General features: G+C 33.3%; 11 protein-coding genes. 6 read left to right on the top strand and 5 right to left on the bottom strand.

Annotated features, from left to right (window positions below):
• Window positions 1–122 precede the first annotated feature (122 nt).
• Complete coding sequence (locus tag EG814_RS14260; RefSeq protein ID WP_125722576.1) at window positions 123–1,757, bottom strand: ABC-F family ATP-binding cassette domain-containing protein; 1,635 nt, start codon at window positions 1,755–1,757, stop codon at window positions 123–125.
• 244 nt (window positions 1,758–2,001) lie between these two features.
• Between EG814_RS14260 and EG814_RS14265 the strand changes: the two genes are divergently transcribed.
• Window positions 2,002–2,442: a PepSY-like domain-containing protein gene (locus EG814_RS14265; protein WP_125722577.1), complete on the top strand. Its 441-nt coding sequence runs from the start codon at window positions 2,002–2,004 to the stop codon at window positions 2,440–2,442.
• Window positions 2,443–2,756: 314 nt separating this feature from the next.
• Here the strand turns inward: EG814_RS14265 and EG814_RS14270 are convergent, their stop codons facing one another.
• A complete protein-coding gene (locus EG814_RS14270; protein ID WP_125722578.1) occupies window positions 2,757–3,932 on the bottom strand; it encodes a GlmU family protein in 1,176 nt (391 codons plus the stop codon).
• Between the two features lie 320 nt (window positions 3,933–4,252).
• On the bottom strand, window positions 4,253–4,507 hold the full coding sequence (locus tag EG814_RS14275) for a type B 50S ribosomal protein L31 (protein ID WP_008464817.1): 255 nt from the start codon (window positions 4,505–4,507) through the stop codon (window positions 4,253–4,255).
• Between the two features lie 249 nt (window positions 4,508–4,756).
• Between EG814_RS14275 and EG814_RS14280 the strand changes: the two genes are divergently transcribed.
• From EG814_RS14280 to EG814_RS14300, 5 genes are all read left to right on the top strand, one after another.
• Window positions 4,757–5,287, top strand: a complete 531-nt coding sequence (locus EG814_RS14280) for a DUF4199 domain-containing protein (protein ID WP_125722579.1) — start codon at window positions 4,757–4,759, stop codon at window positions 5,285–5,287.
• Between the two features lie 8 nt (window positions 5,288–5,295).
• The gene (locus EG814_RS14285) at window positions 5,296–6,252 is read left to right on the top strand and encodes a glycosyltransferase family 2 protein (protein WP_125722580.1); all 957 of its coding nucleotides are present in this window, start codon (window positions 5,296–5,298) and stop codon (window positions 6,250–6,252) included.
• A gap of 122 nt (window positions 6,253–6,374) precedes the next feature.
• Window positions 6,375–8,102 carry a phospho-sugar mutase gene (locus EG814_RS14290; RefSeq protein ID WP_125722581.1) on the top strand — a complete coding sequence of 576 codons (1,728 nt, stop codon included), beginning with the start codon at window positions 6,375–6,377 and terminating at the stop codon, window positions 8,100–8,102.
• A gap of 230 nt (window positions 8,103–8,332) precedes the next feature.
• Window positions 8,333–10,162, top strand: a complete 1,830-nt coding sequence (locus tag EG814_RS14295) for an ABC transporter ATP-binding protein (RefSeq protein ID WP_125722582.1) — start codon at window positions 8,333–8,335, stop codon at window positions 10,160–10,162.
• Between the two features lie 129 nt (window positions 10,163–10,291).
• Window positions 10,292–10,993: a DUF2971 domain-containing protein gene (locus EG814_RS14300; RefSeq protein ID WP_125722583.1), complete on the top strand. Its 702-nt coding sequence runs from the start codon at window positions 10,292–10,294 to the stop codon at window positions 10,991–10,993.
• A 186-nt stretch (window positions 10,994–11,179) separates the two neighbouring features.
• Here the strand turns inward: EG814_RS14300 and EG814_RS14305 are convergent, their stop codons facing one another.
• Window positions 11,180–11,899 carry a CREC-EF hand family protein gene (locus EG814_RS14305; RefSeq protein WP_125722584.1) on the bottom strand — a complete coding sequence of 240 codons (720 nt, stop codon included), beginning with the start codon at window positions 11,897–11,899 and terminating at the stop codon, window positions 11,180–11,182.
• Between the two features lie 89 nt (window positions 11,900–11,988).
• Window positions 11,989–14,451 (bottom strand): TonB-dependent receptor plug domain-containing protein, encoded by a 2,463-nt coding sequence (locus EG814_RS14310; RefSeq protein WP_125722585.1) that lies wholly within the window; start codon window positions 14,449–14,451, stop codon window positions 11,989–11,991.
• Window positions 14,452–14,456 lie beyond the last annotated feature (5 nt).

Here is a 14,456-nt window from a genome sequence, read left to right on the forward strand (position 1 = left end):
GTAAATATGATTTAAGTCATATTTTGAAGTTTTAAAAAATGAGCAGCATTTTCGATAAAAAGCAATAAAAAAAGCACAAGAATTGACTTGTGCTTTTCATTATTTATAGAATATATATTTTCTTACTTTTCGATCTCTCTCATAGAATCCATTTTTTTATGAGCTAAGAAACCGGCAATATCTTCAAAATGTTCCTTAACACGCTTATTTCCAAATTCGAAAACTTTAGTCGCCAATCCATCAAGGAAATCACGGTCGTGAGAAACCAGAATTAAAGTTCCATCAAAGTCGCGCAGTGCATCTTTAATAATATCTTTCGTTTTCATATCCAAGTGATTTGAAGGTTCATCCAAAATCAATAAATTAACAGGTTCCAGCAATAATTTAATCATTGCTAAACGCGTTTTTTCACCTCCAGAAAGCACTTTTACTTTTTTGGTAATATCGTCACCCTGGAACATAAAAGCTCCTAAAATATTTTTAATTTGGGTTCTAATGTCGCCAACTGCAATACCATCAATCGTTTCAAAAATTGTGGCATTTTCATCTAATAAAGCGGCTTGATTTTGAGCAAAATATCCGATCTGCGCATTATGACCAATTTCAACGCTTCCAGAGTCAACGCCAATTTCTTTCATAATCGCTTTAATCATCGTCGATTTTCCTTCACCATTTTTTCCAACAAAAGCCACTTTCTGTCCGCGCTCGATTACAATATTTGCATCTTTAAATACAACATGATCTCCGTACGCTTTAGACATTTCTTTAACCACAACCGGATACTGGCCAGAACGCGCAGCAGGAGGAAATTTCAAACGCAATGCAGAAGTATCTACTTCGTCAACCTGAACAATTTCTAGTTTTTCCAACATTTTTACGCGAGACTGAACTGCATCTGTTTTAGAGAAAGTTCCTTTAAAACGATCAATAAAAGCTCTGTTATCTGCAATCATTTTTTGCTGTTCGTCATACGCTTTCTGCTGGTGAATTCGACGGTCTTTTCTTAATTCTAAATAATGAGAATATTTTGCTTTATAATCGTAGATTCTTCCCATCGTAACTTCTATTGTACGATTGGTAATATTATCTACAAACGCTCTATCGTGCGAGATTACCACAACTGCTTTTGCCTGAGTTAAAAGAAAATCTTCTAACCATTGAATACTTTCAATATCCATGTGGTTGGTTGGCTCATCCAGCAAAATCAAATCTGGTTTTCTCAATAAAATTTTAGCCAATTCGATTCGCATTCTCCATCCTCCTGAAAACTCAGAAGTCTGACGTGTGAAATCTTCACGCTCAAAACCTAAACCTATTAAGATTTTCTCTACTTCAGCTTCATAATTTACTTCTTCAATTGCATAAAATTTCTCGCTTAAGTCAGAAACTCTTTCAATCAATTTCATGTATTCGTCACTTTCATAATCAGTACGAACCGTCAATTGCTCATTGATTTCGTCAATTTCAGCTTTCATTGTAAAAATCTCGCTAAAAGCTTTTGATGCTTCTTCCATTACAGTTGCACCGTCTTCAGTAAGCAAATGCTGAGGCAAATAGGCAATTACAGCTTCTTTTGGAGCAGAAATATTTCCTGTAGAAGGTTTGTTTACACCAGCAATTATCTTTAAAAGTGTCGATTTTCCCGCACCATTTTTCCCCATAAGGGCAATTTTATCATTTTCATTAATAGCAAAAGAAACATCGCTAAAAAGTGTAGTTCCACCAAACTGAACCGAAATATCGTTAACTGTAATCATTTGTCTTTGTTAATTTGTTTAATCGGTTAATCGTTTATTTGACCACCCATTTTTTTCGTGCTGCAAAGATAGATTAATTAGATAATTGAGCAATTTGAAAATTAGATAATTTTGAAAATGTGCCAATTAGACAATTTAATTACTAAAACAGCGGCTCAATTCTAATCAATGAAACTCAAATCGTTTTTAAATATTTAAAAAATTTAGCCTTAACTTGTACTATAATTTTAAAAACCAGCAAAATATGAGAACGAAATTAAAACTGATTTACTTGATTGCAGGATTACTATTTGGATTTTCTGCAAATGCACAAAAAACGGTAATAAAAAAAGAAGCTTTACCTGCAAATGCCCAAACTTTTTTAAAAACTCATTTTGGATCAAAAAAACCGAGCTACATATTAGAAGACAAAGAAATTCTTTCGACAGAATATAAAGTTAAATTTGGCAACGAAATTGAAATTGAGTTCGACAAAAAAGGAAATTGGAAAGAAGTTGATGGCAAAAACACTAAAATTCCAAAATCTATTGTTCCTCAAAAAATCGCTTCGTACATTAAAACAAATTTCCCAAAAGAAAAAGTAACCAAAATAGAAATTGGAAGTTCTGGTTATGAAACGAAACTTACTAATGGTTTAGAATTAAAATTCAACTTAAAAGAAAATTTCGTAAAAATCGACAAATAAGGCAATTAGAGAATGTGTCAATTAGAGAATGTGTCAATTAGAAAATTAGATAATTGGAAAATTAGATAATTGGAAAATCCTCAAAACTTTAAACACAACAAAACCCGACAGGTTTTTGAAAATCTGTCGGGTTAGCCATGTAAAAATATAGGCCACAGATTATAGGATTTTCACTGATTTTTTTCAACTATGATTTTAAAAATCCTTTTTAATCTTTTAATCTGTGGCTAAAAAACAAAACCCGACAGATTAAAAACCTATCGGGTTTGAAAAAATTATCTAATTGACTAATTATCCAATTATCTCAATTAAATTTAGTCTTTTCTCCACTTTTTAGTTTCTTCAAAAATGTGTTCTAGGATTGCTTGTTCTGTTGCATCAAAATCTATATTTCGTCTTGACAAAACCAAACGTGCTGTTTCAAAAGCTTTTTTGGTTACATAAGTGGTAAAACCAGCAGCGCCACCCCAAGAAAAACTCGGAACAAAATTACGAGGAAAACCAGATCCGAAAATATTAGCGCTTACACCAACAACTGTTCCAGTGTTAAACATGGTATTGATTCCGCATTTGCTATGATCTCCCATCATTAAACCACAAAACTGAAGTCCGGTTTTTGCAAAACCTTCAGTTTCATAACTCCAAAGCTTTACTTCTTCATAATTATTTTTTAGGTTTGAGTTATTAGAATCTGCGCCAATGTTGCACCATTCACCTAAAACTGAATCACCTAGAAAACCTTCATGCCCTTTATTTGAATTAGCAAAAAGAACCGAGTTTTTAACTTCACCACCAATTCTAGAGCCAGGTCCAACAGTTGTTGCGCCATACACTTTGGCCGACATTTTTACCATAGCATTTTCGCATAAAGCAAAAGGGCCGCGAATTGTGGTTCCTTCCATAATTTCGGTATTTTTACCTATATATATAGGACCTGTTGAAGCATTTAAAGTTACAAACTCTAATTTTGCTCCTTCTTCGATAAAAATATTTTCTGGCGAAATTACATTAACGCTTTTCGGAATTGGTTGCGATGTGCGATCTTCCGTCAGATATTTAAAATCCTGACGAATAGCAGCATCATTTTTAGAGAAAATATCCCAAGTATGTTCAATAGTGATACAATCTTCGTTGTATGGAATAATTTCGTAAGAATCAAAATCGACTTCTTCCTGATTTTCATTCGCATAAAAAGCAATTACATCTTCACCTTTAAAGATTGCCTGATTTTCCGTTAAATTAGAAACCATCTCTGCAAGAGTATCATTTGGCAAATACGCTGCATTGATCATTACATTTTCTTCCATTTCGACCATTGGGAATTTTTCCGATAAATATTCCTCTGTAATAGTCGTGATAGTCGAACCTAAATATTTTTCCCATTTCTGGCGAATAGTCATAATTCCGACTAAAATATCGGCTACAGGTCTTGTAAAAGTAAAGGGTAATAAAGCATTTCGAACGGGACCGTCGAAAAGAATGTAGTTCATAAATAATTGAGTGTTTATTAAAAATTAGTTTGGTTACCTAGGGTCAAAGTTACAAATATTTTAATTGTAGTATTTGTCGTGTATTATCCTATTCTAAAAAAAGAGTATATTTTTAATATTAAAATAACTTGGGACGCAGATAAAAACGGATTTTATATATTTTATAGAATGAATTTTAATTGTAAAACTAATAAGTAAAAAAAATCCGTTTCAATCAGCGTCTTCGCGAAAGCGAATCCGTTTTATCCGTTTCCCATAACCATATGCATAAAAAAAGCCTCCCAAGATTGGAAGGCTTTCTGTATAATTTAAAACAGCTATTATTTTTTAGCGTGTTTAGCGTATTTAGTTTTGAATTTATCAATACGTCCTGCAGTATCAATAAGTTTAGATTTACCAGTATAAAAAGGGTGAGATGTTCTAGAAATCTCCATTTTTACAACTGGATACTCAACTCCGTCAACTTCAATTGTTTCTTTTGTATCTGCAGTAGATTTAGTGATAAAAACTTCGTCGTTAGACATGTCTTTAAACGCAACTAATCTGTAATTTTCTGGGTGAATTCCTTTTTTCATCTTTTCTTTTATTTATTGTTTTAGAGCATTTTCATTTTGAAGCTTTTTCATGGTTAGAAAAAGGTATAAATAAGCAATACTCTTTTTTGTTTAAAAATTTAATTATTTTTGAGTGTGCAAATTTACAATTCTTTTTTAATAAACAAACAGTTAGCTTACTTTTTTTTAGTTTATTTCGAAAAGCTTTTTTTATATCTGATTATAGTGGGAATTACTATATTTGTGGATTAATTTTAAACATATCGAAATATGATTAATGAAGTTATAAAAAAGAATGGAGTTACTTATGGTGTAATGATCGGAATTGCATCGGCTTTGGTTACCGCTACAATCTACGCTGTTGATTTAAACTTATTTACAGCTTGGTGGATGGGAATACTAGGACTTGTAATAAGTCTAACCATTAGTATTATCATGCTTTCTAAAACTAAGAAAGAATTAAACGGCGTTTTTCCTTTCAAAGATGCTTTTACTACTTATTTTATAGCTGCAGTAATTGGTATTTTAATATCTACAACTTTCAATATTGTATTATTTAATGTTATTGATCCAGGTGCAAAAGACACTTTGAGCGAAATTATGATTAAATATACTGTTGGTATGATGCAGAAATTTGGCACACCGGCATCAGCAATTAATGAAGCTGTTGCTAAAATGAAAGAAACCAATCCGTATTCTACTTTTGAACTACTAAAGGGATCTGTTTTTGCTATCGTGATCAGTGCTATTTTCGGATTAATTTTTGCAGCATTTTTTAAAAGCAAATCTACACAAGAATAAAAATATAAATGAATTTATCTATACTTATACCGCTTCTAAACGAGGAGGAATCACTTAAAGAACTTTATACTTGGATCATTAAAGTGATGCAGTCTAACAATTACTCTTATGAAATCATTTTTGTAGATGATGGTAGTACAGATAATTCTTGGCAGATTATTGAAGGCTTTTCTAACGAAAACCCAAATGTAAAAGGGATTCGCTTCATGAAAAACTTCGGAAAATCTCAAGCTTTACACGCTGGTTTTGCAAAAGCAAAAGGGGATGTTATCATTACTATGGATGCCGATTTGCAAGACAGCCCAGACGAAATTCCTGAATTGTATGAAATGATTATAACTCAGAAATTCGATTTGGTTTCGGGATGGAAAAAGAAACGTTACGACTCTGTTGTGGCAAAAAATCTTCCTTCAAAATTATTTAACTGGGCCGCTAGAAAAACTTCTGGTGTTGAGTTAAACGATTTTAATTGCGGATTGAAAGCCTACAAAAATGTCGTGGTAAAAAACATCGAAGTTTCTGGAGAAATGCACCGTTACATTCCAGTTTTGGCAAAAAATGCCGGGTTTGCAAAAATTGGCGAAAAAGTCGTGATTCACCAAGCGAGAAAATATGGTGAAACTAAATTTGGAATGGAACGTTTTATAAACGGTTTTCTGGATTTGATTACCATTTGGTTTTTATCGAGATTCGGAAAAAGACCTATGCACTTATTTGGTGCTATGGGTTCTGTAATGTTCATCATCGGATTTTTAGCTGCGGGATACATTGGGGTTTCTAAACTTTACCATATGTACACTGGAATGAAATATACTTTAGTGACAAATAATCCGTGGTTTTATATTGCTTTAACAACTATGATTCTTGGCACTCAATTATTTTTAGCAGGCTTCTTGGGAGAAATAATCCTTAGAACCAAAAGCAATGAAGCACGCTACAAAGTGGCTAGAGAGGTTAATTTCTAAATACCTTAATCTCTGAATTATTTTATATCTTTTTTTTTAATTAAGGCACAAAATTATTGCATACAGCACCTGTAGCCCTTGATAAAAAATTATTTTTAGAATAAACATAAAACGAAATTTAAATGAATATAGCACCTAATATATTAAATGCTGTAAATGAATGGCTAACTCCAACATTTGACCAAGAAACGCAAGCTGCAGTTAAGGAATTAATGACCACTTCTCCAAAAGAATTGGAGGAGAGTTTTTACAAAAACCTAGAGTTTGGAACTGGAGGTATGCGTGGCGTTATGGGTATTGGAAACAACAGAATCAACAAATATACGCTTGGAAAAAATACTCAGGGATTATCTGATTACTTGCACCAAGTTTTTCCAAACGAAACTTTAAAAGTAGCCATTGCTTACGACTGCCGCCACAATAGTAATACGCTGGCAAAAGTGGTAGCCGATGTTTTCTCTGCAAACGGAATTCAGGTTTATTTGTTTTCAGATTTAAGACCGACTCCAGAATTATCTTTTGCTCTTAAACATTTAAAATGCCAGTGCGGAATTGTTTTAACAGCTTCTCACAATCCGCCAGAATATAATGGCTATAAAGTATATTGGCAAGATGGCGGACAAATTGTTCCTCCGCAAGACAAAGAAATTGTCAACGTAATTGAAAGTTTAGGCTATGACAAAATCAAATTTAATGCAAACGAAAGCCTGATTCAGTACATTGATACCGAAATAGACAAAGCTTTTATAAAATCGTCTATCGAAAACGCAAGTTTTAATACTCCAGCTGAAGCCAAAGACAATCTTCATATTGTTTTTACTTCATTGCACGGAACTTCTATAAAATCTATTCCAGATACTTTATCGCAAGCTGGATATAAAAATGTACATATTGTTCCAGAACAAGCTGTTCCAGACGGAAATTTCCCGACTGTAAAATCTCCAAACCCAGAAGAACCAGAAGCTTTAACAATGGCTTTGGCTTTGGCAGACAAAACAAACTCTGACATTGTTGTTGGTACAGATCCTGACTGCGACCGTTTAGGAGTTGCCGTTCGTAATAACGAAGGCAAAATGATTTTACTGAACGGAAATCAGACTATGGTTTTAATGACTTCTTTCTTATTGAAACAATGGAAAAAAGCAGGCAAACTAAACGGAAAACAATTTGTTGGATCTACAATTGTTTCCACTCCAATGATGATGGAATTGGCTTCAAGCTACGGTGTTGAATGCAAAGTTGGATTAACTGGATTTAAATGGATTGCAAAAATGATCGTAGATTTTCCTGAACTGCAATTTATCGGAGGCGGTGAAGAAAGTTTTGGATTTATGGTTGGAGACGCCGTTAGAGATAAAGATGCTGTTGCCGCTACCCTATTAATCTGCGAAGTTGCCGCTCAAGCTAAAGCAGCTGGAAGTTCTGTTTACAAAGAACTTTTACAGCTTTATGTTGAAAATGGTTTCTACAAAGAATTCTTAGTTTCATTGACTAAAAAAGGAATGGAAGGCTTACAAGAAATCAACCAAATGATGATTGATTTGCGCGAGAATCCTCTAAAAGAAATCAACGGACAAAGAGTGGTTATGGTTGAAGACTACCAATCTTCTATTGCTTTAAACCTATTAGATGGTTCAGAATCGACAATGGATATTCCGAAATCGAATGTATTGATTTATTACACAGAAGACGGATCAAAAATTTGCGCAAGACCAAGCGGAACTGAGCCTAAAATTAAATTCTACATCAGTGTAAATGCAGAAATCGAATCGGTTTCAGATTTTGACGAAGCAGAAAAATTCTTAGACGGAAAAATCAAGAATATTATTGCAGATATGCAATTGAATTAATTCTACAAATTTTAAATTGTGCAGACAATGTCTGCACAATTTAAAATCTACTAATCAAGGCTCTGGCATCCATTTTTTAAATGTTGACCAGAGTTTTTTTATAAAAAAAACTAAAAAGAAATTGAAAACACCTCAATTGGATTAATTTTGTCCCTACAAAAATAAACATCGAAAATCTCAAAACTTTGTGAGAGATTTTTAAAAGCCAAAAAAATAACACCCAAAAATAAATGAGTACTTTCAAAAAAATAGTTCCTTTTATATATCCGTATAAAAAATATGCATTCTTAAATATCTTTTTCAATATTTTGTATGCACTTTTCAGCACACTATCTTTTGTTGCCTTAATTCCGATGCTTCAAGTTTTATTCGAAAAAGGAAAAAAAATCACAACTGAACCTGTATATCAAGGTATATTCAAAATAAAAGAATATGGCGAGAATTATTTAGCATACTACATTACAACTTCGCAGCAGAATAATGAACCTGGCTATGTCTTAGCGGTAATGGTTACTATTATAATCTCAATCTTTTTATTAAAAAACTTAGCCGATTATCTGGCCATGTTTTTTATTAATTTCTTAAGAAATGGTGTTTTAAGAGATATGCGTAATGCGTTATACAAAAAAACACTAGAACTCCCTTTGGCTTTTTATTCTGAAAAAAGAAAGGGAGATGTTATTTCCAGAATTTCTGCCGATGTAAATGAGGTGCAAACTTCCTTTTTAGCCATTTTAGAGCTTATTGTAAAAGAACCTTTAACGATTATATTTACGATTACAACAATGCTTATCATTAGTGTCAAACTGACTTTGTTTGTATTCATTTTTATTCCTGTTTCAGGGTATATTATTTCATTAATCGGAAAACAGCTTAAAAAGCAATCTTCAAAAGCTCAGCAGGAACAAGGACACTTTTTATCTACAATCGAAGAAACCATCGGTGGATTAAAAGTTGTAAAAGGTTATAATTCTGAAAATTACTTTAATACTGTTTTCCAAAACTCCACAGAACGTTTTTTCAAATTATCAAACAGTATTGGAAATCGTCAAAATTTAGCATCACCAGCAAGTGAATTTATGGGAATTACTGTCATTGCTATTTTACTTTGGTATGGAGGCCAAATGGTATTAATAGACAAAACTCTTGACGGGCCTTCTTTTATTGCTTACATGGGATTGGCGTACAATATTCTAACTCCGGCCAAAGCTATTTCTAAAGCTTCTTATGGAGTGAAAAGAGGAAATGCCGCTGCAGAACGTGTTCTTGAAATTCTAGAACAGGAAAACACAATTGCATCTAAAGAAAATGCCGTTGAAAAAACAACTTTTGATGACACTATCAGCGTTCAAAATGTAAACTTTAAATATGAAGAAGAAACCGTTTTAAAGGACTTTTCGCTTCAAATTAAAAAAGGACAAACTGTTGCTTTGGTTGGGCAATCTGGAAGTGGAAAAAGTACTATTGCAAATTTATTAACTCGTTTTTATGATGTGAATGACGGAACAATTTCGATTGACGGAATCAACATTAAAGACATGAATCTGCATTCACTTCGCAGTTTGATGGGCTTGGTTACACAAGACAGCATTTTATTTAATGACACCATTAAAGCAAATATTGCTTTAGGGAAATTAGATGCAACTGATGACGAAATTATCGAAGCATTGAAAATTGCCAATGCTTACGAATTTGTAAAAGAGCTGCAGCATGGAATTTATACTAATATAGGAGACAGCGGAAACAAGCTTTCTGGAGGACAAAAACAGCGTTTATCAATTGCTCGTGCCGTATTGAAAAACCCTCCGATTATGATTTTGGACGAAGCAACATCGGCATTGGATACAGAAAGTGAAAAATTTGTTCAGGTTGCGCTTGAAAATATGATGCAGAATAGAACTTCGATCGTAATTGCGCACCGACTTTCTACCATTCAAAAAGCAGATGTGATTGTCGTAATGCAAAAAGGTAAAATCGTTGAACAGGGAACACACGAAGAGTTAATCGCGCTCAACGGAACTTATAATAAATTGGTTACTATGCAGTCTTTTGAATCGTAAGAGAAAAATCATAACCAAATTAAGAAACACAGATTAAGGAAATATTAAAACTCGGTTTAATTTCTTTAATCTGTGTTTATTTTTATAACTTTAGGTGAGTTAAAGAATAAATCGTTTAATCTCACAAAAATGTATCTTAACAACCCCAACATTACTCTTCCTGAAGATCCTAACACTATCGTTTGGAAATATTTGGACTTATCTAAATTTCTTGATTTATTGCTTTCGAAAAAACTTTTTATGTCTCGTTCAGATAAATTTGAAGACCAATATGAAGGCACTTTTAGCGAACCTACTTATGAAGAGATTAAAAAGCTCGCTACTGACAATCCTGACTTTTTAAAATACTATAAAACGCATCGCGAACAAGTTGCCATAAGCAGCTGGCATATTAACGAATACGAATCTTTTGCTATGTGGCAGATTTTTACTCAAAATAGCGAAGGTTTAGCTATTCAATCTACAATTGGAAGATTGCAGAAAGCATTAAAACCTGAAAATAATTTCGACCAATTCATCGGCGAGGTTAATTACATCGATTACAGAAAAGAATACATTCCATTTGATGACTTATTTTTCCCTTTTTTGTTCAAAAGAAAAAGCTTTCAATACGAACGTGAAGTCCGCATTTTGACCGACACTTCCAAAAGCGACATCAAACTAAACGACGGACTAAAAATTAACGTAGATATTAATCAATTAATTGAAAAGATATACATTCATCCAAAATCTGAAAACTGGTATAAAAAGCTGGTAATCGAATTGGTTGAACGCTTGGATTTTGGTTTTGAAATTGAGAAATCGGATCTAGAAAGTGATATTTTGATTTAAGGTTCTGAGGTGCTAAGCTTCAAAGGTTTTTTTAGCCACAGATTAAAAGATTAGAATGATTTTTTACTTTCATTAAATGAAAAAAAGCGGATGGAAAATTTTTTTAAAATTTCCATCCGCTTTTTTCTATTTCTCTTTTACTCTTCTCAAAACTTTTGAACCCTTGAAGCTTAGCACCTCAGAACCTTAAATAGGCTTATACGCCTTAACCTCCCATTTTTTAGAAGCCAAATCTATATAATTATAGTGCAATACATCGTTTTTATCAAACTGACCATTTTGGTTGGTGTCTTCAATTGTTCTAAAATACAAACGGTTTTTAGACTCAATTAAACTCCAATCTACCAGTTCTTCTAAATCAGCCGAAACTTTTGTGAAGTTTTCTCCACTGATATCACTTAAGTATAAAGTTTTGATATCGCTCGTATCAATTTTTCCGTCTTTGTTGGTATCAGAATCTGTTAGTGTGTAAACCATAACATTATTATGTGTTCTATCTGCAACGGTTTTTAAATAAGTAGCAGTTAAAATTAAAATTGGCTTATCTGATAATGGACGTATAGAATCGGAGTCTACTTTTTGGAATTTCAGATTTTGCAGATAACCCGTAATTTCATATTCACCTAAATTAGAAATTGTAAAACTCACATCATTTACACTAGAAGAACCAAATCTTGCTTTTGAACCTCGCTCATAAACTCTTAAATCTCCAACTGGGTGAATCAAGTAATCCGTTCCTTCCATTTGAATAGGAAGATCGGCAATTTCGATTTGTGTAGAATCTGCTTTTGTGACACTTACTTTATTTGAAGCGCCATAACTTACTTTTGGCTTTTGAACCTCTTCTCGACAGCTAATTACCGTTCCGACAAGTATAACGGCGATATATTTAAAATACTTTTTCATCTATAATGGTTATATACGATTATCAAATATACTATTTTTGATTGTATTTTTTGTTTTTATTGAATTTTATACACTTTAAGAAAGCGAGATTAGAGTCTTGCATTTAACTTAACGTTAAAAACCCTCGAAGTCATATAATTTGGAATCGCATATTGATTTTTTGAATACACATCACGAACCCAAGTATTTGTAATCGCGTTTTGATTATTAAAGAGATTAAAAATTTCGAGTCCAAGAGACAATTCTTTAAAGTTTTTCAGCCAGCCTTTTTTGGTATTCTGCGTACTGCTGTCTACAAAAACTTTTGCAAAACCAATATCGGCTCTTCGGTAATCATTCAATCTGTTTTGATACAAATATGGATCTGTATAGGCGGGCGCGCCGCCCGGCAAACCTGTATTGTAAACCAAATTCAAATAAACCTTTACACTCGGAATATTAGGCATATAATCCTGAAACAGCATCGCAAATTTTAAACGTTGATCTGTCGGACGAGCGATATATCCTTTATTTTCATAATTCTCTTCGGTTTTCATATAACCAAAACTTACCCAAGATTCTGTTCCAGGCACAAATTCGCCATTCAACCTAAAATCAAAACCTTGCGCGTACGCTTTTGCATTATTATTGGCCACATAACGAATTCGAACATTATCTATCGAATACACATTTACATCTGAAAGTGATTTATAATAAAGCTCTGTTACCCATTTAAAAGGGCGATTCCACATTTTAAAATTATAATCGTTACCCAAAACAACATGAACAGCTTCTTGCGCTTTAACATTCGGATTCACCACTCCATCCAAATCACGCAATTCTCTATAAAAAGGCGGCTGATGATACAATCCTCCAGAAATCCTGAAAACCATATCACGCTCCCAATCTGGTTTTATAGCAAATTGCGCACGCGGACTTACAACAAACTGGGTTTTTCCTTCTTCTAAAGCGCCTTCGACATTCCACCCCTGAAAACGCGCTCCCAAGTGATACCAGATCTGATTTGAACCAATTTCTGATTGTTTGTTCCACTGCGCATAACCAGAAAAACGGTTTATAGCATTAAAATTTGTCGCACGAATATTTTTATAAGGCAAAAGTGGCCCTGCATAAGGCGTGTAAGGCTGATTGTTTTCTGGCAGAATTATCAAAGGCGGATTTATTGAAAATCCTGCAGAATCGATTACTTCCCACTCCACTACTCGATCTCGAATTGATTCTCTGGTATATTTCAAACCAAATTCTAATTGGCTTTCTTTCCAATTTTTAATTCCTTTCAATTCGATATTGGCAATTAAAGCATCCAAATCGTTTCGGGCGTGATTCAGTTGAGATCCAATTCCGCGTGTAAAATCTATTGGAGAAGCATTTTCCGGATCAGCATTTACATTTCCTAAGCGATATTGCGCCAAAATATCAAAATGCTCTTTTTCTGTGGTATGAAATAAAGACCCAATTAATTTTAAAGTAAGTGTTGGCGAAACTTTATAAGTAGTTTTTAAAGCTCCAAAATACGTATCATATTGATCTTTTTCTTGTCCGTCATAATAAACCGAAAGTGCCATTGGCTGATCTGCTGTTCCAAAATTTGTTTGACGAACCAAAGGCTCGTACGAATATTTGTTCTGAGAAATATTTCCTAAAAAGCTCATTTGCCATTTTTCAGAAATATCATAATTCACATTGGTTTGAATATCGGCAAAAGTCGGCTTATAATTTGTCTCCGTATCTTGACTATTAACCAAAAGACTATTATTTCTATAGCGAACTCCTGTTACGGCAGACCATTTTTTATTTTTCGAAACCAAATCTACAGCAGCACTTCCTCCTAAAAAACTGGCTTCGAAAGCTGCGCCAAATTGAGTTGGTTTTCGATAGGTAATATCTAAAACAGACGATAATTTATCTCCGAATTTGGCTTGAAATCCGCCCGCAGAAAATTCAATATTTTGAACTAAATCTGTATTGGTAAAACTAAGTCCTTCTTGCTGTCCAGAACGAATTAAGAAAGGGCGATAAACTTCTACCTCATTTACATAAACTAGATTTTCATCATAATTCCCACCGCGAACCATGTATTGCGAACTTAATTCGTTATTTGAATTAACGCCCGGAAGTGTTTTCAGAATATTTTCGATTCCGGCATTTGCACCTGGAATTTTCCTTATCGTTTCTGTATCAACTGATGTAATTCCTTGAACACGTTTTCTATTTCCAGAAGAGACAAAAACTTCACCCATTTGCTCTTCAGAATCATTCATAATCGGATTAAAAATAAAAACTTCATTCGTTTTCAAACTAACCGTCAGACTTATCATTTTTAAGGAAACGTGAGTAAAAACCAAAGAAACTTTTTTATTAGATGGAATTACAATTTCATAAAATCCATTTGAATCAGATTGCACAGAAATATTCTGCGAAGAAACATTTACATCTGCAACAGGATGCTTTTCGGCATCCAAAATCAGCCCTTTAATGCTAGCATTTTGAGCTAATGCAATACAGCTGAAAAATAAAAAAAGAAAAGCGAATGTAAACCTATTGTGACTCAAAGATT

The organism is Flavobacterium ustbae (genome assembly GCF_003946915.1).
GTDB classification, from domain to species: Bacteria; Bacteroidota; Bacteroidia; order Flavobacteriales; family Flavobacteriaceae; genus Flavobacterium; species Flavobacterium ustbae.